Raw genomic sequence first — 21,364 nt, 5'->3', positions numbered from 1 at the left:
CCCTAGTTCTGTCACAGGGGTCCACACCTTCCATTCAAATAATTATTCAAACCATTCTGCTTCACGATGCGTCTCTTGCGGGATGATGATCACTTCATCTTGATTGTTGCGCAGCTCGATAATATAGTCAAAGTCCTCGAACACGCAATCGGTGTTCCGGACGTATAGGTCAGGATGTTCAATCACTTTGACGGCCGGCAGACGCATGACTTCTCGAATCAGTTGGCGGTGCCGCTCATCCATCGTCCGTGTCGAGACGGCGCCGTCGATTATGTAGACGTGATCGCCTTCTCGTTCTTCTTCGAATAAAGACGTCCGTACCGTCTGCTTCATGAGCGTCGACGATAAGAACAACCATCGTTTGTTCGCACACACGCTCGCGGCCACAATCGATTCGGTCTTGCCGACACGAGGATTGCCGCGGACGCCGATCAACAAGTGCCGCTCTTCTTTCATCAGTTCGGCGACGAAGTCGACGAGCACACCTAAATCTTCACGTACGAACCGAAACGTCTTTTTATCGTCGTTGTCGTGTTCGATATATCGTCCATGCCGAATCGCGATGCGGTCCCGTAGTTTCGGTCGCCGTAACTTGATGACGGCAATTGCCTCCATTTTTCGAAGGATATGTTCGAGCCGATGGACGTGGTCGGCGGCAGGGGCTTTCAAGAGCATCCCACGGCGTTGCAAGTCGACACCGTTGATCGTCACGATTGAAATTTGGAGCATTCCCATCAGCGAAGCGATATCACCGAGGATACCGGGCCGATTTTGGCAAAGTTCATACTCGAGATACCATTCTTCGAACTTATGATCCATCCCATCCACCCTTTCCGACGCACGTTCGCTACCTTGTTCATTCTAAATTATTTTAGAAGAATTGAAAAGAACTCGTTTTCTGTTTCACGAAGTCGTCACTGCCAACCTCCGTCGATGCGAAGGACGGCACCGGTCATATAGGAGGCATCTTCCGAACAGAGAAACCGGATCGTCTTCGCCACTTCGTCGACATGACCGAGCCGGCCGAGCGGGATCTCCTCGACGGCCTCGTCTTTCGTCTCTTCTACCGTATCATTCATCGGCGTATCTATCCAGCCCGGGGTGACGGCGTTGATGCGCACCCGAAACGGACCGGCCTCGCGGGCGAACGACTTGACGAAGCCGAGCTGCGCCGCTTTCACCGTCGAGTAAAACACTTCTCCAGCGGCCCCGACCTCGCCCCATACGCTCGAGACGACGACGATGTCGAGCGGGCGATCATACGGTTTCGCTTCGACAGCTCGTTGAACGAGGCGTGCGAGTGCACGGACGTGGACACGGTATAGGCGGTCGAGATCGTGAATCGGTTGGTCGACGACGAGGCCGTGGACGTGGTTCCCTGCGACGTAGACGAGACGGTCGAGACGGTCGATTGACGTCATCCACGTTTCGACAGCATCTTCGTCCTCAAGGTCGCACGTGTCGACACGGGCATCGAGACGTTCCGCTTTCACGAACGACTCGAGCGCGGCGCCATTTCGGTTCGCCTGTAAGATGAGCGTGTCATCGCGAAACGATTTTGCGACCGCTTGTCCAATCGCACCGCTCGCCCCGGTGATGAGCGTCTTCACGGTTTTTTGACGATACAGACGGTCCGTCTGTCCGCTTGGAACAACCGGTCGTACGCAGCATACAAGTCATCAAGGGTAATCGCATCGAGCAACTCAGGCAGCTCGAACATGTTGCCGCCGTTCAGCGCGTATCGAGAAAATTGATTGGCGATGAATTCCGGTGAGTTGAGTGCTTTCAAGAACTGACCTTTCATCATGCGCTTCTTGCGTTCAAGCGTCGTCTCGTCAAGGACGAGCGGGCGCTCAAGTGCGGTCGTCATCCGCGAGACGAACGAATCGACGTGTGGCGTCTCCATCGACAAGACGGCAAACGCGAACGTCTCTTCCGACGTGTAATCGAACGAGAACGCGTCGTCAATCAAGCCCTCGGCGTAAAGTTCCGCGTACAGTGGGGCCGTCGTGTCGAACAAGGCGTGCATGAGCAGCTCGACGGCGAGTTCTTGCTTCATTCCGTCCGCTCCGGCGCGGGGAATGTCTTTGTAGCCGATCATCACTTTCGGCACCGAGACGTCCATCTCGATGATCCGTTGTGTCGACTTGACGCTCGTCGGCTCTTCGACTCGTTCACGCGCTTGAAGCACCGGTGCTTCGAACGTCTTCGCGGCTTGGTTCGCCTTCACTTGTTCGAGTACGGCATCCGGGTCGATGTTCCCGACGACGAAGAGGACCATGTTGCTCGGGTGGTAAAACGCACGGTGACAGGCGTACAAGTCGTCGGTCGTAATGTGACCGATCGATTCGATCGTGCCGGCGATATCAATCTTCACCGGGTGTTCGGCGTACATCGCCTCGATCAACCCGAAATAAAGACGCCACCCGGGATTGTCTTGATACATTTGAATCTCTTGACCGATGATGCCTTTTTCTTTCTCGACCGACGCCTCGGTGAAGTAGGGCGTCTGGACGAAATCGAGCAACGTCGTCAAGTTCGCCTCGACGTTCGACGTCGCCCCGAACAAATAAGCCGTCCGGGTGAACGATGTGAACGCGTTCGCCGACGCACCGAGTTGACCGAACTTTTGGAAGACGTCACCATCTTCCTTCTCGAACATCTTATGTTCTAGGAAGTGCGCGATCCCGTCCGGTACCTCGACCCAGTCTTCCGTCTTGAAGCGACGGTCAATCGAACCGTATTTCGTCGTGAACGTGGCGTACGTCTTCTCATATCCGGTTTTCTTCAATAAATAGATCGTCAATCCGTTCTCTAGCACGGTGTGGTGTAACGTTTCACCGACGTATGGAAAGTCTATCTTCATGCCGTCCCCCCCTTTAAACAATAAACGGCCGTCAATTCGAGACGGTTCGCCAATGCCGCGACATCATCACGCGTCGTCCGTTCAATGATCGTCATCTCTTCTTCGAGTGAGAACGGACGGATGTCCGAGCCGCTCATCCAAGCGATCAGTTGACGCGGGTTGTCGCCGAGCTGGCGGCGTTGATGGTATAACATCTCTTTCGTCTGTTCAAGTGTCATGTCATCGAAACGACCCGCTTTCAAATCAGCGAGCTGGGCGTCGATGATCTGTTCGGTTTTCGCTTGATTCGAGGCGTCGATCCCGGCGTAGACGAATAACATCCGGCTGAGTGAGCTATATTGAGACGCGGCGTAGTAGGCCAGACTCTCTTTCTCACGGACGTTCATGAACAGCTTCGAGTGCGGAAAACCGCCAAATAAACCATTGAACACTTGCATCCGGACCGCATCTTCGCTTTTCGGGTCGACATCGACCGCATAGGCGAGATGAAGTTTGCTCTGATTGATCGCCTGCTCTTCCTCGAGCCGTTGGAACTCGCGTGCCACCGGTTCTGGATAGGCTCGTTCGAACGGCTCACCGAGTGTCTCAAGCGGTGCGAACGCCTCGGTCACCTGAGCACGGTCGACGTCACCGACGACGTATACGTCGATGCGATCATGTCGAATCATCGACTCGTACGCGGCATACAAGGAGCGCGGGGTCACCGCGTCCAATTGGTCGAGCGTACCGAGTGATGGAATGGCGAGCTCGCCGCCGAGCAACTCTTGAAGCCGTTGTTGGGCGAAGCGCATCTTGTCGTCATAGACCGATTCGATGCGTTGCCGCTGCAACCGCAACTCTTGCTCGACAATCAGCGGTTGAAACGCTCCATCATACGCATTCGGTCGAAGCAAGACTTCCTCTAGCAATTTGATTGCACGTGACAACACCGGTTCACCGACAAGGCCGTCACTGACGACTTCGAGCTGAAACTGGATGACATGTTCTTTTCCGACTTTGGACGCTCCGGCGTACAACGCCGCGTCGTACAGTTCTTCTAGCGGTGTGTGAAACAACTCAATGGACGGATAAGCTTCCGTCGATTTCTCCATGATATATGGCAAGAGCGCACGATCAGCGATCGTCTCTGTCGACAACGGGGCCGAGAATGAGACGAGACACGTCGTCGTCTTGAACTTGTCGGTCGGGTAGACCGAATAGTGAAGCTTTTCGCGGAACTGTTCGATGCCTTTCATATCGTGATCTACTCCTTTTTCTTTTTCTGTTTGAACACATCCGCGCCGCGGGCATATTCTTGGTCAGGTACGCCGGCTTTGACGTTGGCGTAACGGGCCGCGGTGAACAAATAATCGCTCAACCGGTTGAAGTAAGGCAGCTGACGAGTGGCGGCCTCGATTTCGACGAGTTCACGTTCGACACGGCGGCAAACGGTACGGGCCACATGCAAGCTCGCCGCGGCGACACTCCCTCCCGGCAAGATGAAACGCCGCAACGGCGGGCAGTTCGGCTCGAGTTCATCAATCCATGTCTCGAGCTCGGTGACAATGACCAGGTCGACTTGTTTTGGTGGTTCGTTCTGATGCATGAGCTCTGAACCGAGGTCGAACAAGTCGTGTTGAATTTTCGTCAGTTGTGTCCGGAGCGTCTCGTCGGTCTGATGGGCCAAGGCGAGTCCGATGTGACTGTTCAATTCATCAAGCAATCCCATCGCCTCGATTTGAGGATGAACTTTGGAGACACGTCCGCCGATGAGCGACGTCTCTCCTTGGTCTCCTCCACGTGTGTACAGTCTCATGGTCATTCCTCCTGTATGGCACAAATGGTGACCCATAGGAGTCACCATTGGCGTTATGTGTCTGGTTGGACGTACGGGAGGCGAATCGTGAACGTCGTCCCTTCGCCGAGCACACTCGAGACGGCGACCGTCCCGTGATGGGCATCGACGACGTTCTTGACGATGGCGAGTCCGATCCCCGTCCCCGTCTTGCCGCCGCTCGTACGTGCCTTGTCAGCTTTGTAGAATCGTTCGAACACGAACGGCAAGTCTTCTTTCGGAATACCACTGCCCGTGTCGGTCAGTCGAATCACGACTTCTTCCGGTTCTGCGACGGCGTCGAGTCGGATCGTACCGCTGTCCGTATGGGCGATGGCGTTTCCGATCAAGTTCGTGAACACTTGCTCGAGGCGATCGCCGTCCGCCTCGATGAATCGGTTCGGTGCGGTCGTTTCGAGCACGATTCCTTTTTCGTTTGCCATCTGTTTGAACTTGCGCATGACGCGTGGTAAAAATTCACCGAAGTCGAGCTCCGTGAACTGCATCGTCTCTTTGCCGGACTCGATCCGGGCCAAGTCGAGCAAATCGTTGACAAGACGCGCCAACCGGAGCGACTCGTCATAGATGATCGATGCGAACTCTTTCGTCGCGTCGTCGCTCTCGGTCATCCCGTCGATGATCGCCTCCGAGTAACCTTGCAGCGTCACGAGCGGCGTCCGTAATTCATGACTGACGTTCGCCACGAAGTCGGTCCGCATCTTGTCAAGGCGGTGGCTCTCGGTCGTGTCCCGAATGACGACGACGGCCCCTTCGAAATCTTCCTCGCCGAGGAGCGGGGTGACGGTCAACGTGTAGTAATGTTCATCCCGTTTCACTTCGATCGTCTTCTCCGGCGCCCCATCGACAACGTCTTTGTAAAGTGACAAAACGACGTCATGCGGTTGTCCGTCGATGAACAACGGGTCGGCCTGCGGGTTCGTCAAGATGACGTTCGCGTGGCGGTCGAGCGTGATGACGCCGTCCGCCATCGAGCGTAAAATCGAGGCGAGTTGGAGCCGCTCTCGATCGAGCGCGTTGACGTACGTCGCGAGTTGACTGCTCATCGCATTGAACGAACCTGCTAGTTGACCGATTTCGTCGTGCGTCCGTTGTTCGAGCCGCAAATCGAATTGACCTTCGGCCGTCTTGTTGACGGCATCACGCATCTCGCGGAGAGGTGCCGTGATACGGGTCGACAAGAAGAAAGCGAACACGGTCGTCGCAATGATCGCCGAGGCGACCGTCCAAAAGATGATCGTCCGAGCGCCCTCGTTCGCACTTGAGATCGCATCGAGCGGCTCAATCAAGTAGAGCGTGTACTCGCCCGTCTCGAGTGTGAACGTCGTCCGATACGCCAAGGCGGCTTGGTCGTCGAATGAAGAGAAGTTCCCGATCGCGGTCTCACCGACCGACTGATATGGCTCCCACGCTTGGCGTCCAAGCTCCGTCATCAATCCGTCGACTTCCGTTCCGAAGTTGGAGCGGACGGAACCGTTCTCTAATATATAGTTTGCGCCGTACACCTCGATGATTTGGTCGACCGTCCGAGACGCATCCCCTTCTTGAAGCAGGACGGACTGGACTTGTCCACCGAGCTTGGCCAAGTGTCCCCGCTCCTGGTCGATATGGAACGAGTTGAAAAACTCGAGCATAAGGACGGAAACGATGAACAAGACGAGGCTGACGAGAACAAGAATCGTCAGCCATAGTTTCGTGACGATGCTATTGCGGCGAACCATCACTCACTGACGACTTCGAACTTGTAGCCGACGCCCCATACCGTCGTGATCATTTGGGCCGCATCTGGCGAGACGCGGTTCAACTTCTCGCGAAGGCGCTTCACGTGCGTATCGACCGTCCGAAGGTCTCCAAAGAATTCATAGTTCCACACTTCTTTTAAAAGTTGCTCGCGTGAAAACACTTTATCGACTTGTTTGGCGAGGAAGAACAACAACTCATACTCTTTTGGCGTGAGTGCGATCTCTTCTCCGTCGACGGTGACACGGTGCGCATCGTTATCAATCGTCAAATGCGGGAACACGATCAAGTCTTTCGACTTTTCAGATGTGCGCATAAATTTCGTCGTCCCTGAGCGTCGGAGGAGTGCTTTGACGCGCAACACGACTTCACGCGGACTGAACGGCTTGACGATATAATCATCCGCGCCGACCTCGAACCCTTGAACCCGGTCTATTTCTTCGCCTTTCGCCGTCAACATGATGACCGGTGTCGCTTTCGATTTCCGGAGCTCGGTACATACTTCGATCCCGTCCATCTTCGGCATCATCAAATCGAGCAAGATGACATCGTAGTCCCCATCGAGTGCGTAGCGCAACGCTTCTTCCCCGTTCGTCGCTTCATCAATGATGTACTGTTCACGTTCGAGATACATCTTTAACAGTCGACGGATTCTTTCCTCGTCGTCGACCACTAGAATTCTTGTTTTATCAGCCATCCACTAAAACCTCCTAGAGAACCATTGCAAGATGTAGCGAATGTTGCACAATTGTGAACATTTCGCTCTCTTTCATAACTATACCACTCTATTATTTGGCTTCACAACGATGAGTTGTATGCCCTTACGAAAAAAGAAGCCACCGAAGTGACTTCTTTCATTATGCGTACGAATGCAGTCCCGCGATGACGAGGTTGACGAACACGAGGTTGAACATGATGACGGCAAAGCCGCCGACGCAAAGCCACGCCGCTTTCGTCCCCGTCCAGCCGCGTTGGATCCGCATATGGAGGTAATAAATATAGATGAGCATCGTGATGAGCGCCCACACTTCTTTCGGGTCCCAGCCCCAGAATCGGTTCCAGGCGATTTGCGCCCAAATCATCGCGAAGATGAGACCACCGAGGATGAACACCGGAAGACCGATCGCGACCGAGCGATAGCTGATCTCATCGGCGAGATCAAGGCTTACTTTTTTCGCGAGCGGTTGGAGCGACTCAGCGATCCGTTTCCGCAAGATGACGAAGCGGAGCAACACGTACAAGACGAGTCCCGCGATGACCGACCAGAGGAGCGTGTTCAGCTTCAACGTGTTGATGAGATTCGGGAGTTCAAGCGACAATCCGCTCGCACCCGATACGAGTTGAGCTCCTTCCGGCACGAACAAGATCGGCATGAAGTACTCATACGTCTCCTGTCCACCACGGTCATTCGTGAACTCGACGACACCGCCAGCACCGATGCCTTTGAACAGCATCGACACGAGGATGAAGCCGAGCGTACAGACGAGCACGAACATCGTCACTTCAAGCCACGTCCGTGATTTCGAACGCTCACGCATCGACGTCTCGTTTAAGAGGAAGATGAGTCCTGACGCGAAGCTGATGGCGAGAATGCCTTGACCGAGCGCGGCCGTCGTGACGTGGATCTTCAACCAGACACTGTTCAAGGCCGGGATGAGCGGTGCGACGTCGCTCGAGAACATCGAAGCGAACGCGATGACGAGCAACGCCACCGGCATGGCGAACAATCCGAGCACGTCATTTTTGTAAATCCCGTACACGACGAGGAAACCGAGCACTATCATCATGCCGAAGAACGTCGTGTATTCATACAAGTTCGATACCGGGGCATAGCCGACACCGGCCCAGCGCATAATAAAGTAGCCTGTCTGGGCGATAAAGCCGATCACAGCCAGGATGAACGCGATCTTGCCGTACGGGACGCGGTTGACGTTTCGGTCTTTGCGCATCCCGCTGACCGCGATCGTGAACAACACGGTCGCGACGGCGTATAAAATGAACGCGACGAGGAGCAGACGACTGCTCCATTGAATCCATTCCATTAAGATTCCCCTCTTTCATTTGTTGAGTTGGCATCTGTCTGTTTCTCAAACATCGCCTGGTCTTCCCAAATCGGCAGTCCCGCCTTCTCAAGAAGCGGTGATACTTCACGGCGAAGCGACGATGGGTTTTTGTTCGTGAAGCCTGCGACGAGCACGTCCGAGTCGTCATGACGTCGAATCCATACACGACGGTGTGGCCAATACATCCCCATCACGATCCCGATCATGAAAATCGTCCCACCGACAATGAGAATCGGATACGTCGAGTCACTCTTGACCCGGAGGCCACTCGTACTCGCCAACTCTGTCCCCGCGAACTGGATGGCGTAGCGGTTGTTTTCATCGGCGACGTTCATGCGGATGCCGATCAAATTCGTTTCGGTCGTCCCTTCCGGTGTATCGACCACGAAGAAGAAGGCCGGATTGAGCGCCCGCGGCGATTTCGTGTCCGGCTCACCGTTTCGGATTTCAAAATCAGGATACAAATCTCGAAGCGACACGGCTACTTCACCGAGCTCGTACGTCGTCTCCGGGTCGTTCATGTCGACCGTGAACGGTCCGTAAATGTCGCCCGTCTCTTTGTCACCGACACTGAACGACATCGATAAGAATTCCGGACGACTCGAATACTGCTCTTGATACACTTCGTATTTGTCGAACTTGAACGGATGGTTCACTTTCGTCGAGCCTGTCTCGACTTCTTCAAGGCGAGGCGAACCGTCTTCGTTCGTCCCGGCTTTCTTAAACAGCGTCAACTCCGTCTCATAGTTTTTCGGGACGGCGCCGACCTTCTCGATCGCCTCGGCGAACTTGGCGTCTTCTTCATTGTTTTCCGGGTCGTACATCTCGAGGATGAACTGGTCGTTCCGGAGATAGTATTCGTCCCCGGTCGCTTCTAGCGCGACCGTATCCCCTTCACGCACCCATTCAAGCGTATCGGTATGGAACGCTGGGAAGACGCGAAGCATCGCCCCGATGAAGAAGATGACAAGACCAACGTGGTTGACGTAAGGACCCCAACGACCGAAGCGGTGTTTCTCGGCGAGAAGCGCGTCCCCGTCTCGTTTAACACGGTAACGTTTCGCTTTAAGCGACTGTTCCATCATATCGATCTGCGCTTCCGTACCGCCGCCTTCTCCAATCAATCGTTGTCCGCGCATGAACCGTTCCGTGCGACGGACCGGTTGATACTTGAGCGCCTTGTAGAGCGGTACGAACCGATCGATTGAAGCGACGATGAGCGATAACGTCAACATGACGATGAGACTGATGTACCACCATGATGTATACAAGTTATGGAAACCGAGCGAGTAATAGATCGTCCCTGCCGTCCCATACTCTTGCGTATAGTATTGACTCGCCGGCAACTGCTGTGGAATGTACATCTCCTGAGGGAAGATCGTACCGACTGCCGAACCGACGATGATGAGCCCGATCAACCAGAGCCCGACTTTTACCGATGCAAAAAAGCTCCAAACACGGTCAATCCATGACTTCGGACGTCGCTTCGATCGCAAATCGGCGCCGTCGTATTTCATATCTAGCATATGTGCGCCCCCCGTTCCCTTACAATGACTTCTCGGCCAACTCCATCAGTTTCTCTTTCGTGAGTTCACCTTCGTATTTCTCGATCACTTTACCGTTCTCGTCGATGACGAACGTCACGGGCAAGTTATAGATGCCGTACGCCTTCTCGACTTCACTCCGTGTGTCCATCAAAATCGGATAGTCGAGTTCGACGCCGAGGTCGTTCACGAAGTTGTCGACACGCAGCGGTGTCTCACCGACGTTGACGGCCCAAAAATCGACGCCCATGTCTTGAAGCGCATCGTAGTTCGCTTGAACGACCGGCATCTCTTTTTTACACGGCTCACAGAACGTGCCCCAGAAGTTCAACAGGAGCCCTTTGCCTTCATATGTTTCGCGCTCAACCATCGTCGCACCGTCCAGACTGACGAGCTTAAAGTTCGGCGCGTCGTCTCCGGCCGCGACGCGTCCGTCACTCCCGGCCTGCTCGATCAACTGCATGATGACGACCGCACCGGCGAACAGCACCATCGTCATGACCATCAACCGCCAAAACGACCGTTTTTTCTTGTGGGCCATCGCTTGTTGCATGCGGTCACCCGATTTCGACTCTTTCGTCATGATTGCTCACACCTTCCTTCAGTTGCTATTGTACTGAAAAAACAATAAAAACGCACATTAACAGACTTTTTTCATTGTTTTGTCACACAATCTCCACAATCAAAAAAATCATCCCTTTCAGGACGATTTTTTGATTGTCATTTTCTCTTTTTCTTGCCACGCGTTTCAGGCGGAACCGTCGGGTTAGCGAGCTCGCGAAGTTTCGACACTTCTTTACGTGACAACTCACGCCATTCGCCCGTCGTCAAGCCGTCGAGCGTCAAGAAACCGAACTGTTCGCGCTTCAACTTGATCACTTCTGATCCGATCGCTTCGAACATACGGCGCACTTGGCGATTATGGCCTTCCGAAATGATGAGTTCGACGATTGCCGTGTTCTTCTTATGGTCGACCGACTTCATACGCACTTTCGCACTGCTCGTCTTGTAGCCGTCATCGAGTTCGACGCCTGATTCCAGCTCTTTGATGGCGATGTATGACGGGATGTTTTTCACTTTCGCGACATAACGTTTTGGAATCTTGAACTTCGGATGCGTCATCAAGTTCGAGAATTCGCCATCGTTCGTCAACAAGATCAATCCTGTCGTGTTGTAATCGAGACGACCGACCGGGAAGACACGTGCCCCTGGCGGTACGAGGTCCGTGATGACTTTGCGTCCTTTATCGTCCTCGACTGTCGAGACGTAGCCGCTCGGTTTGTACAGCACGTAATACACGTGCTCTTCTTGTTCGATTTTGACACCGTCCACTTCGACTTCTGACTTCGGTCCGACTTTCGTTCCGAGTTCGCGGACGACTTTTCCGTTGACACGGACCCGTCCATCGAGAATCATTTCTTCTGCTTTACGCCGTGAGGCGACACCTGCTTGGGCAATTACTTTTTGTAAACGTTCCATCAATTAATCCTTCTCCAATCTTTCTTGCGAATGACGTGCCGGCTCTGCGAAGAACAAATCGCCTTCGTCCGAGAGCTCGTCTTCAAATGTTAATGGCGGCAATTCATCGAGCGAGTTGAAACCGAAATGGTCGAGGAAATGCTCCGTCGTCCGATACAGCTTAGCCCGGCCGAGCGTCTTCGCCCGTCCGGCCGACTCGATGAGCCCTTTCGAGAGCAACGTATGAATGACACGTTCGACTTTGACACCGCGTACTTCTTCGATGTCGGCCCGTGTCACCGGTTGCTTGTAGGCGATGATGACGAGCGTCTCCATCGCCGCACGCGACAGTGCCTGTTCAGCCATCGTTCCGACGTATCGCTGAATGTATGGGGAGACGTCCGGGATCGTCACGAGCTTATATACGCCCGCCGACTCGATCAACTGGAACGGTCTCCCTGAGTTCGTGAACGAGGCCTCGAGCTTCTTCAACTGTTCACGGGCAGCCGCTTCGGAAATGTCGAGCGTCTCAGCGAGCGCCCGCACTTCCATGCCTTCGTCACCGACGACGAACAGCAAACTTTCAATGATCGTTTCATAAGACAACAACGGCCTCATCCCTTTCCTTTGACGTTTCGACGAATGAGATCTCGATATCGCGGTCGACTTGTGTCGTCGTCACGACGCGCAGTTTGATCAGTTCAAGGAGCGCCATGAACGTGACAACGAGATCAGAGACGTCTGGCCGCTCCTCGAAGAAGGCGAAAAACGACGTTCTCCGCTCCGATGAGACGTGATCGTGCAGACGCGCCATCTGTTGTTCGAGCGTCCGCGTCTCCCGTTGAATCGTCTTCTTCCGGCGTTCTTTCCAACGCTTGCGTTCGACCATCTTCGAATAGGCGTGTAACAAGTCAGAAAAGTTGAGCGGTCCGTCATACGGTTGAACGTGCTCAGCCATGTAGCGGGTCAAATCTTCGCCTGGACGGCTGTAAAGCTCGAGCCGTTGTTCTTCTTGTTCACGCATAAAGACGACTGCTTCCTTATAGGCTTTATATTCAATCAGTTGACGAATCAACCCTTCCCGTGTCGGTTCTTCGGCAAAATCCGGGATGTCGTCTTCTTCGACCGGCACCGGCGGCAACAGCTGCTTACTCTTCAATTGGAGTAGCGTCGCAGCCATGACCAAGTACTCACTCGCAACGTCGAGTTCAAACTTTTGCATTGTGCGGATGAAGGCGACATACTGGTCCGTGACTTCTGCGACAGAGATGTCGACGATGTCGAGCTCCATCTTTCCGATCAAGTGGAGCAACAGGTCGAGTGGTCCTTCGAACGTATCGATTTTGACATTGTACGCTTCCATAGAGACACCTGCCATTTTACATTTTTGCGCTTTAGTATAACATGTTTTGTAGTACAGCGACTATGAAAGGAGAAATTTGATGTGACTACCCCTTTTATACATTATACGCTCTTGTTCGAATGCCATGCCGATTATTTTGAATGTCACGAAGTACTCGAGGAAGCTTGGCAGGACGGGAATCGCAAACAAATCGGTTACGCCGCACTCATTCAGTACGCTGTCGCCCACTATCACGCCCGACGCGGCAACGAGGCCGGGGCGAAGAAAAGCATCGAGGCTTTGAAACGTAAACTTGCCCTCGCCTCAGACGAATTGGAGATGCTCGGTATCGACGTGCCACGGTTCGCGCGTGATTTGGAACGCTGGCCGTTGCCGAACGAACTTCCGTTAAACGAAGCGACGCGTACGAACATCGAATGTTTGAAACCGACGTTCGGACCGACCGACCTGACTTTCGAACAGCTCGTCCACAAACACATTTATCGAGACCGTACCCCGGTCGTCAATGAACGGCTGCTCGCCATCGAGCAACGAAAAAAAGCTAGGCGCTGAGCCTAGCTTTTTTAAATGGCCACTTGATTCCATTTGTCGAGCAACTCACCCGTCTTGCCTTGTCCGACGAGCGTCAAGTCAAGCGGGAGAAGGTTCCGGGTCTCATCGAGCAGCTCATACGAACGCTTCTCGCCGCGGAACGATGGCGACAAGGCGATGTGCAAAATATGCATCGTCGTCTCCTGTTGCTCCATTCCGATAATGCCGACGAAGTCTTCCCCGACTTTCCACAAGTAAAGGAAACGGGCAGGGTCTTCTTCGTAAGACCGAACGAGTTCTAACAGTGCGAGCGGAGATTTATCGCTACATGAGAATGCGAGTAACCCCATCGCCGTCTTTTCATACGATTGTTTATATTTCACCAGCATCGCTGGTTTCACCACCTTTAGTCATTCAAGTTTCACGAAGTGAACACGTGAGAGACATGGCTCATTGTGCCATAACGGTCAGGCTAAAATCAATTCTCGTCCCATACTTTGACTTCGGCCATTTTCGTTCCTTGGCGAAGTTTGACCGCGTGCTCGAGGCCAGACGTCACTTTCCCGAATACTGTGTGGACGCCGTCTAAGTGCGGTTGTGGCTCATGAACGATGAAGAATTGTGATGAACCCGTGTTGCGGCCGGCGTGCGCCATTGAGAGCGATCCTGCCTCGTGCTTGTATGGGAACGAAGTCGACGTCTCGCATGGGATCGTCTTACCCGATCCGCCCATACCCGTACCGTCCGGACATCCGCCTTGGCTCACGAAGCCCGGGATGACACGGTGGAACGTCAAGCCGTTATAGAAGCCGCTGTTCGCAAGTTCTTCAAAGTTGTCGACCGTGATTGGTGCCGCGTCATGAAACAAATCGAATTCAATCATTTCACCGTTCTCAAGTTTCATCGATCCTTTTTTCATCTACAAAAACCCCTTTATATTCATATAGTCATTAATTGCTCACATTGCCCATTCTATCAAAAAAACACGTCTGTCTCCACTGTTTTGTGGAAACAGACGTTCTGACTTACTGAATGACCGCGTGGATGAGCGGTCGTGCTTCAGGCTTCGTCGCTCCGATCGTGTACGCGTGATCCATCCGTTCGAGCGCAGAAGACATATCTTCGATGTTCGAGCGAAGGACGGCGATGACGTCGCCCGCTTCGACTTTGTCGCCGACTTTTTTCTCGAGCGTGATGCCGGCCGCGAAATCGATTTGATCGTCTTTCGTCGCCCGTCCGGCCCCGAGGAGCATCGCTGCGACACCGACTTCATCCGCGATGATGGATTCGACATAACCGGCTTGCTTCGCGACGAACGTCGTCTCGAATTTCGCTTGCGGGAGTTTCGTCACGTCGTCGACGAGCGAAGCGTCCCCGCCTTGTGCCGCGACGAACTGACGGAACACTTCAAGGGCATGTCCGTCCGCGATGCGCTTATCAAGGTCGGCGTATGCTTCATCGAACGTCGGGTAGAAGCCGCCAAGGACCGCCATGTGTCCTGCGATCGTCAAAGCGATCGTCTTCAAGTCTTCGACGTCTTTCCCAGACAACACTTCGATCGCTTCTTTCACTTCGTTGGCGTTTCCGACTTCGAATCCGAGCGGTTGGTCCATGTCCGTGATGACAGCGACCGTCTTGCGGCCGACGTTTTTCCCGATGGCAACCATCTCTTCAGCGAGCGCTTTGGCATCGTCGAACGATTTCATGAACGCTCCTGAACCCGTCTTGACGTCGAGGACGATGCTGTCGGCACCGGCCGCGATTTTCTTCGACATGATCGAGCTCGCGATGAGCGGGATCGATTCGACGGTCGCCGTGACGTCGCGAAGCGCGTAGAGCCGCTTGTCGGCCGGCGTCAAGTTGCCGGTCTGACCGATGATCGACATTTTGATATCGTTCACTTGTTTCGTGAACTGCTCTTCCGTCAACTCGACGTTGAACCCTGGGAACGATTCGAGCTTATCGATCGTCCCACCCGTATGTCCGAGGCCGCGCCCACTCATCTTCGCGACCGGGATCCCGATCGAAGCAACGAGCGGTGCGACGATCAAGCTGATCTTGTCGCCGACGCCCCCTGTCGAGTGTTTGTCGACTTTTTTACCTTCGATGTTCGAGAGGTCAATGACGTCTCCTGACTTGACCATCTCCATCGTCAATGAAGCCGTCTCTTTCTCGGTCATCCCGTTGAAGTAAATCGCCATCGAGAGCGCCGACATTTGATAGTCCGGGATCGTCTCGTTCGTGAATCCTTCGACAACGAAGCGAATCTCTTCCTCGTTCAATTCTCCACCGTTACGTTTCTTTAAAATCAAGTCGACCATACGCATAAGTTTCGTCCTCCTAGTTATGTTTTCTTCACATCGGTATGTTCATTCACATGCTTTGGATCGTGCCGCGTACGAGTGACAAGAAGTCTTGACGGACACGTTCCGTCGTCTCGATGACTTCTTCGTGGTTGAGCGGTTGATCTAAAATGCCGGCCGCCATGTTCGAGACGCACGAGATCCCGAGGACGCGCATGTCAGAGTGACGGGCGACGATGACTTCTGGCACTGTCGACATCCCGACGACATCACCGCCAAGCAGACGGGCCATCTTAACTTCGGCCGGTGTCTCGTAAGTCGGACCCGTGTTCCCGAAGTAGACGCCTTTTTGGACCGAGAGGCCGAGTTTGGCTGCGACGCCTTCTGTCAACCTGACGAGCTCTTTATCGTACGCTTCTGACATGTCCGGGAAGCGTGTCCCGAAGTCGCTCGCGTTCTTGCCGATGAGCGGGCTCGTCCCGAAGAAGTTGATATGGTCGGTGATGATCATCAAGTCTCCCGGGTTGAACGATTCATTGCACGCACCGGCTGCATTCGTGACGATGAGCGTCTCGACACCGATCAATTTGAGGACGCGGACCGGGAACGTCACTTGTTCCATCGAATACCCTTCATAGAAATGGAAACGGCCTTGCATCGCGACGACGCGTTTCCCTTCAAGGTCACCGAAGACGAGTTGGCCGGCGTGGCCTTCGACCGTCGACACAGGGAAATGCGGGATGTCTTCGTATGGGATTTTGACCGCGTTCTCGATCTCGTCAGCGAGGACGCCAAGTCCTGAGCCAAGGATGAGTCCGATTTCGGGTGTTCCGTTCATGCGTTCCTGTAAAAATGCCTTTGTTTCGTTCCAGTTTACCATGTGTAGTGCCTCCTCAAATTTCGTTTAAGAAACTCTTTCCGTGTGCTGGCGCGTCGACTTCGAAGTTGTCGGCGACTGTGGCGCCGATATCCGCGAACGTGCCTCGGATGCCGAGGTCGACCGCTGTCGAACCGTGATGGTGGACGATGAGCGGCACGTATTCACGCGTATGGTCCGTTCCCGGCGCCGTCGGGTCGTTCCCGTGATCGGCCGTGATGATGAGCAAATCATCTTCGCGCAATTTCGCGAACACTTCCGGCAAACGTGCATCATACTCTTCGAGTGCGAGCGCATAGCCTTTCGGGTCGCGGCGATGACCGAAGAGCGCATCGAAATCGACGAGGTTCAAGAAGCAGAGACCTTCGAAGTCTTCATCGAGCGAAGCGACGAGCTTGTCCATCCCGTCCATGTTCGATTTCGTGCGGACGGCTTTCGTCACGCCCTCGCCGTCATAAATGTCGCTGATCTTCCCGAGGGCGATCACGTCTTTACCGGCCGTCTCGAGCGTGTTCATGACCGTCTTGCCGAACGGTTTCAGCGCATAGTCGTGACGGTTTGACGTCCGAACCCAAGCGCCAGGCGTCCCGAGAAACGGGCGGGCGATGATCCGACCGAGCATGTAAGGGTCTTCACGCGTGATTTCACGGGCGTACTCACAGATGCGATACAACTCGTCGAGCGGCACGACTTCTTCGTGGGCGGCGATTTGAAGCACCGAGTCGGCTGACGTGTATACGATCAATGCGCCGGTCTTGACGTGCTCTTCGCCGAGCTCATCCAAGATTTCCGTCCCTGAGGCCGGCTTGTTGCCGATGATGTCGCGTCCGCTGAACTCTTTGAGTCGATCGATCAAATCGTCCGGGAACTCCTCGAACACGCGGAACGGCGTGTCAATATGAAGGCCCATGATTTCCCAGTGACCAGTCATCGTGTCTTTTCCGGCCGAGATTTCTTCCATCCGTCCATAGGCGCTCGGTGAGTTCGACGGCTCGATGCCGGCGATCGGTTTGATGTTCGAGAGGCCAAGTCGGCCCATGTTCGGCATCTTCAACCCGCCGTGCTCGCGAGCGATATGACCGAGCGTGTCCGAACCGACATCACCGAACTGGTCGGCATCTGGAGCTTCTCCGATCCCGACCGAATCCATGACGACCAGGAAAATACGTTTAAATTTCTTCACAAAAAGTTCCTCCTTTAAAGTGGTTACGCACGAGGGTGATGTTTGCGATAAACATCGTGGAGCCGTGCCTTGTTGACATGGGTGTAAACTTGGGTCGTGGAGAGGTCAGCGTGCCCGAGCATCTGTTGAATGGCACGCAAGTCGGCGCCATTCTCAAGAAGGTGTGTCGCAAACGAGTGCCGGAGCACGTGCGGCGTGATTTCTTTTTGGATACCGGCTTCTTTCGCGCGGCGTTTGATCATCTTCCAAAATCCTTGGCGACTGAGCCGGCCACCGCGCCCGTTCAAAAACAGCGCCTCGGTCTCTCGACCGCCGATGCCGTTGCGGGCTTGCTGGATGTATCGCTCGACGAAGCTTTGAGCGACGGACGATACCGGGATGATGCGAGCGCTCTCTCCCTTCCCTTCACACTGTAGATACCCCAATTCGAACTGTAAATCATCCAAATCAAGTCCAAGAAGTTCGCTGACGCGCATACCCGTGCCGTAAAGCAGTTCGAGCATGGCCCGGTCCCGAAGCGCGAGCGGGTCGGACGTCGGCACACTGTCAAGCAAACGCTCGACTTCTTCTTGCGACCACGTATCCGGCAACTGCCGTTCCGCTTTCGGGGTCTCGAGATAGAGCGCCGGGTCTGTCGATGCCCCGTTCGTCATCTTCAAATAGTGATGAAACGTGCGAATCGAGCTGACGGCACGCCGGAGCGACGAGGCGGCCCGACCCGCCTGCGATAACTCTTCCATATGTTTGACGATATGGGCGCGTGTGACTTCATTCCAATTCGTCACGCCGAGCTGAGTCAACGTCGATAAGTATTGGGTCAAATCGCTCGCATAGGCTTGTCGCGTGTTCGATGACATTCGTTTTTCAACGGTCATATACTGTAAAAATGACTCGACTTGCGAACGCATGACACTCCCCTCCTTCCTTGCTACACCTGAATACGCTTACATCATATCACTTATGTAAACCGTTGTGAAGACGTCTGACCTCATTTTTTTTGAAGCATTTTTGTGACAAGCTAGCGTGACAATTCTGAGCGTTGAAACGGGCAGTTCCGTACACGCGCCTCGAGAGTTTGCTACACTGAATTTGAGACGTCGCGACCGCACGTACGGTCCGTTGGCGCCACGAGAAATCATCACATTCACGTGAGAATGGAGGACCATACATGAAAATCGAACACATCGCCCTCTGGGTGAACGACCTTGAACAGATGCGTCAGTTTTACGAGACGTATCTCGGGGCAACGGCGAACGATAAGTATACGAACGAACGGAAACAGTTCGAATCGTATTTCCTGACGTTCCCTGATTCGACGTGCCGCCTCGAGCTGATGCGTCGCCCGGATATCGAAAGCGCGTCCCGGGAGACGCTCGGGTACACCCATATCGCCTTCAGCCTCGGCAGCAAGGCGGCGGTCGATGCGCTCACCGCCCGTCTTCAAGATGACGGCTATCCGCTACTCGACGGGCCACGGACGACAGGCGACGGTTACTATGAAAGTGTCATGCTTGACCCCGAGCAAAATAAACTTGAACTGACCGTATAAGGAGACGACACTATGATCAAAGCCATCTTGCTAGACCTCGACGGGACGTTATTGACCGACCAGAAATTGATTTCGCCAAAGACGAAAGAGACCCTTCTGCGAGTGCAAGAAGACGGCGTCAAAGTCGTGCTCGCCTCGGGCCGACCGAAACGGGGCATCGAACTGTTCTCTGACGAGCTTCGGCTCCATGAATTCGGCGGCCTCATCGTATCTTCGAACGGTGCTTGTGTGACTGACGCGCGGACGAACGAGACGTTGTTTGAAAAAACGATCCGTCTCGAAGACGCAAGCGCCATCTTGGACCACTTGAGCACTTTTGACGTCATCCCGATGATTAATGACGAGACGTATATGTACGTCAATGATGTCTTCAGCGGTATGCTCGAGTTGAACGGGAAACCGTTCAACATCATCGAGTACGAGTCAAGGGGCGGACGGTTTCAATTGCGGGAAGAGCCGCGGCTCGCCGACGCCATCACTTTCCCCGTGTATAAGATTCTCGTCGCCGGTCAGCCGGACTATTTACAGTCGCATGCCGACTCACTCGCCGGACCGTTCACGGACCGCGTGACGGGCATGTTCACGGCCGCCATGTACTATGAGTTCACGGATCTCGGGATTGATAAGGCGAGAGCACTCGATCATGTGTTCCGAGAAAGGGGGATTGATCGCGAGCATGTCATCGCGTTCGGAGACGGCCATAACGACCGGTCGATTATCGAGTATGCCGGAATCGGCGTCGCGATGGACAACGCCGTCGAAGACATCAAGGCAATCGCGAACGAAATCACGCTGTCGAACAATCACGATGGCATCGCCACCGTCTTGTCCCGTTACTTGACGACGTGACGACATACAAAAGACAGGCAGCCCCTTAAGAGGCTGCCTGTCTTGCGTTATCCGTTAATGACTGCTTTGTGACCCTCGAGCGTGACGCCTTTCGCTTGGCATACTTTACAGATGCCGTGGAACGTCAAACGGTGATCTTTAATTAAAAATTCATATTTGCTCTCAACTTTTTTCTCCACATCGACGAGCAGGTCTTCCATGATCTCTTCGACCGATCCGCACTCGACACAGACGAGGTGATGGTGCGAATGATTCGCCCCTTCCGGTCTGAGGTCGAAACGGGCGACGCCGTCACCGAAGTTGACTTTATCGACGACGCCGAGCTCGGTCAACAACTCGAGCGTTCGGTAGACGGTCGCGAGACCGATTTCCGGCGCGATGCCTTTAACGAGCATGAAGACGTTTTCCGCGCTCAAATGGTCCGTCTCGTTCTCAAGTAGAATGCGGACCGTCGATTCACGTTGCGGTGTCAATTTATATCCTTTGGCGCTCAATTGCTGTTTGATCCGTTCAATTCGCGTTTCCATAAGGCGCCCCCTCTTTGCATAATTCACTATTCAAAGCATACCGAAATTCGGCACAATTATCAAATTAAAATGATTCCTATGTAAGTGTACCATAAGGCACTCTAGATTAGAATCATTTCAATTTAGATAGTTGCCACCATTGAATCGCCATGATCGTCTTCGCGTCGGTGATGCGCCCGCTCGCGAGAAGCTCGACCGCCTCATCGAACGTGAAGCGTTCCACTTGGAGGAACTCATCGTCATCGAGATTCATCTTTCCTGCCGTCAACCCGCGTGCTACGAAGACGTCGACGCGCTCGCTACAAAAACCGGGGGCCCCGTAAAATGAGAAGATCTTCTCAAGCGTCTCGGCCGTGTAACCGGTCTCTTCCTCGAGCTCGCGGCGAGCACTTGCGAGCGGCTCCTCGCCGACTTCAAGTTTACCAGCCGGTATTTCAAGCGACATCGACTCGAACGCTTTCCGATACTGTTCGACGAGCACGATGCGGTCGTCTTCATCGATGACGAGTACCGCGACGGCCCCGTTGTGATAGACCAGTTCTCGGACCGACGTGCCGCCGTTCGGGAGCTCGACGACGTGCTTTTCAACGTTAAAGATTTTTCCTTCGTAGATGACTTCCCGTTCAATCGTTTTCTCGACCATATGTATATACTCCTCACTTTTTGCTTTATACTTTGAT

General features: G+C 53.9%; 24 protein-coding genes. 3 read left to right on the top strand and 21 right to left on the bottom strand.

Features of this window, described 5'->3' with window-relative positions; genetic code table 11:
* Positions 1-42 precede the first annotated feature (42 nt).
* The 13 genes from P398_RS0109170 to P398_RS0109110 form a co-directional block, all read right to left on the bottom strand.
* Positions 43-819, bottom strand: coding sequence for a YmfK family protein (locus tag P398_RS0109170; protein WP_024371601.1), 777 nt, complete (start codon positions 817-819; stop codon positions 43-45).
* Positions 820-914: 95 nt separating this feature from the next.
* On the bottom strand, positions 915-1,610 hold the full coding sequence (gene ymfI, locus P398_RS0109165) for an elongation factor P 5-aminopentanone reductase (protein WP_029334866.1): 696 nt from the start codon (positions 1,608-1,610) through the stop codon (positions 915-917).
* On the bottom strand, positions 1,607-2,866 hold the full coding sequence (gene yfmH / locus P398_RS0109160; RefSeq protein WP_029334865.1) for an EF-P 5-aminopentanol modification-associated protein YfmH: 1,260 nt from the start codon (positions 2,864-2,866) through the stop codon (positions 1,607-1,609). Before yfmH ends, ymfI begins: the two co-directional genes overlap by 4 nt.
* The gene (gene yfmF, locus P398_RS0109155; protein WP_029334864.1) at positions 2,863-4,101 is read right to left on the bottom strand and encodes an EF-P 5-aminopentanol modification-associated protein YfmF; all 1,239 of its coding nucleotides are present in this window, start codon (positions 4,099-4,101) and stop codon (positions 2,863-2,865) included. Before yfmF ends, yfmH begins: the two co-directional genes overlap by 4 nt.
* 8 nt (positions 4,102-4,109) lie before the next feature.
* Entirely contained in the window at positions 4,110-4,661 is a 552-nt protein-coding gene (locus P398_RS0109150; RefSeq protein WP_029334863.1) for a cob(I)yrinic acid a,c-diamide adenosyltransferase, read from the bottom strand.
* A gap of 53 nt (positions 4,662-4,714) precedes the next feature.
* The gene (locus P398_RS0109145; RefSeq protein WP_029334862.1) at positions 4,715-6,418 is read right to left on the bottom strand and encodes an ATP-binding protein; all 1,704 of its coding nucleotides are present in this window, start codon (positions 6,416-6,418) and stop codon (positions 4,715-4,717) included.
* The gene (locus P398_RS0109140) at positions 6,418-7,134 is read right to left on the bottom strand and encodes a response regulator transcription factor (protein WP_024371595.1); all 717 of its coding nucleotides are present in this window, start codon (positions 7,132-7,134) and stop codon (positions 6,418-6,420) included. Before P398_RS0109140 ends, P398_RS0109145 begins: the two co-directional genes overlap by 1 nt.
* 160 nt (positions 7,135-7,294) lie before the next feature.
* Positions 7,295-8,479 carry a c-type cytochrome biogenesis protein CcsB gene (gene ccsB / locus P398_RS0109135; RefSeq protein ID WP_029334861.1) on the bottom strand — a complete coding sequence of 395 codons (1,185 nt, stop codon included), beginning with the start codon at positions 8,477-8,479 and terminating at the stop codon, positions 7,295-7,297.
* Positions 8,479-10,026 carry a cytochrome c biogenesis protein ResB gene (resB, locus tag P398_RS0109130; RefSeq protein ID WP_034799109.1) on the bottom strand — a complete coding sequence of 516 codons (1,548 nt, stop codon included), beginning with the start codon at positions 10,024-10,026 and terminating at the stop codon, positions 8,479-8,481. Before resB ends, ccsB begins: the two co-directional genes overlap by 1 nt.
* A gap of 19 nt (positions 10,027-10,045) precedes the next feature.
* Positions 10,046-10,627: a redoxin domain-containing protein gene (locus tag P398_RS0109125; RefSeq protein WP_029334859.1), complete on the bottom strand. Its 582-nt coding sequence runs from the start codon at positions 10,625-10,627 to the stop codon at positions 10,046-10,048.
* A 137-nt stretch (positions 10,628-10,764) separates the two neighbouring features.
* Positions 10,765-11,523, bottom strand: a complete 759-nt coding sequence (locus P398_RS0109120; RefSeq protein WP_024371591.1) for a pseudouridine synthase — start codon at positions 11,521-11,523, stop codon at positions 10,765-10,767.
* Positions 11,524-11,526: 3 nt separating this feature from the next.
* Positions 11,527-12,120 carry an SMC-Scp complex subunit ScpB gene (scpB, locus tag P398_RS0109115; protein ID WP_024371590.1) on the bottom strand — a complete coding sequence of 198 codons (594 nt, stop codon included), beginning with the start codon at positions 12,118-12,120 and terminating at the stop codon, positions 11,527-11,529.
* Positions 12,098-12,865 (bottom strand): segregation and condensation protein A, encoded by a 768-nt coding sequence (locus tag P398_RS0109110; RefSeq protein WP_029334858.1) that lies wholly within the window; start codon positions 12,863-12,865, stop codon positions 12,098-12,100. Before P398_RS0109110 ends, scpB begins: the two co-directional genes overlap by 23 nt.
* 81 nt (positions 12,866-12,946) lie before the next feature.
* On the opposite strand from P398_RS0109110, the gene P398_RS0109105 reads away from it, so the two are divergent.
* Positions 12,947-13,417 (top strand): DUF309 domain-containing protein, encoded by a 471-nt coding sequence (locus P398_RS0109105; RefSeq protein WP_024371588.1) that lies wholly within the window; start codon positions 12,947-12,949, stop codon positions 13,415-13,417.
* An 11-nt stretch (positions 13,418-13,428) separates the two neighbouring features.
* On the opposite strand, the gene P398_RS0109100 is transcribed toward P398_RS0109105, so the two are convergent.
* The 6 genes from P398_RS0109100 to xerD all read right to left on the bottom strand — a co-directional run bounded on the left by P398_RS0109100 (position 13,429) and on the right by xerD (position 18,667).
* Entirely contained in the window at positions 13,429-13,785 is a 357-nt protein-coding gene (locus P398_RS0109100; protein ID WP_029334856.1) for a GNAT family N-acetyltransferase, read from the bottom strand.
* A gap of 89 nt (positions 13,786-13,874) precedes the next feature.
* On the bottom strand, positions 13,875-14,315 hold the full coding sequence (locus P398_RS0109095; RefSeq protein WP_029334855.1) for a peptidylprolyl isomerase: 441 nt from the start codon (positions 14,313-14,315) through the stop codon (positions 13,875-13,877).
* A 106-nt stretch (positions 14,316-14,421) separates the two neighbouring features.
* The gene (locus P398_RS0109090; protein WP_029334854.1) at positions 14,422-15,723 is read right to left on the bottom strand and encodes a pyrimidine-nucleoside phosphorylase; all 1,302 of its coding nucleotides are present in this window, start codon (positions 15,721-15,723) and stop codon (positions 14,422-14,424) included.
* Positions 15,724-15,769: 46 nt separating this feature from the next.
* Positions 15,770-16,579 (bottom strand): purine-nucleoside phosphorylase, encoded by an 810-nt coding sequence (locus tag P398_RS0109085; RefSeq protein ID WP_029334853.1) that lies wholly within the window; start codon positions 16,577-16,579, stop codon positions 15,770-15,772.
* A 13-nt stretch (positions 16,580-16,592) separates the two neighbouring features.
* A complete protein-coding gene (deoB, locus tag P398_RS0109080) occupies positions 16,593-17,759 on the bottom strand; it encodes a phosphopentomutase (protein WP_029334852.1) in 1,167 nt (388 codons plus the stop codon).
* A 23-nt stretch (positions 17,760-17,782) separates the two neighbouring features.
* Complete coding sequence (xerD, locus tag P398_RS0109075; RefSeq protein ID WP_029334851.1) at positions 17,783-18,667, bottom strand: site-specific tyrosine recombinase XerD; 885 nt, start codon at positions 18,665-18,667, stop codon at positions 17,783-17,785.
* Between the two features lie 260 nt (positions 18,668-18,927).
* Between xerD and P398_RS0109070 the strand changes: the two genes are divergently transcribed.
* Both P398_RS0109070 and P398_RS0109065 read left to right on the top strand, forming a co-directional pair.
* A complete protein-coding gene (locus tag P398_RS0109070) occupies positions 18,928-19,308 on the top strand; it encodes a VOC family protein (RefSeq protein WP_029334850.1) in 381 nt (126 codons plus the stop codon).
* Positions 19,309-19,320: 12 nt separating this feature from the next.
* Positions 19,321-20,157 carry a Cof-type HAD-IIB family hydrolase gene (locus P398_RS0109065; RefSeq protein ID WP_029334849.1) on the top strand — a complete coding sequence of 279 codons (837 nt, stop codon included), beginning with the start codon at positions 19,321-19,323 and terminating at the stop codon, positions 20,155-20,157.
* Between the two features lie 47 nt (positions 20,158-20,204).
* Here P398_RS0109065 and fur read toward each other — a convergent pair whose 3' ends face one another.
* Together fur and P398_RS0109055 are read right to left on the bottom strand one after the other, a co-directional pair.
* Positions 20,205-20,684: a ferric iron uptake transcriptional regulator gene (gene fur / locus P398_RS0109060; RefSeq protein WP_024371580.1), complete on the bottom strand. Its 480-nt coding sequence runs from the start codon at positions 20,682-20,684 to the stop codon at positions 20,205-20,207.
* Positions 20,685-20,796: 112 nt separating this feature from the next.
* A complete protein-coding gene (locus P398_RS0109055) occupies positions 20,797-21,327 on the bottom strand; it encodes an NUDIX domain-containing protein (RefSeq protein ID WP_029334848.1) in 531 nt (176 codons plus the stop codon).
* Between the last annotated feature and the right edge of the window lie 37 nt (positions 21,328-21,364).

The sequence above is a fragment of the Exiguobacterium aurantiacum DSM 6208 genome, assembly GCF_000702585.1.
GTDB classification, from domain to species: Bacteria; Bacillota; Bacilli; order Exiguobacteriales; family Exiguobacteriaceae; genus Exiguobacterium; species Exiguobacterium aurantiacum.
Note: the sequence above shows the minus strand (reverse complement) of the source record. Positions and strands in the feature narration are given on the sequence as shown.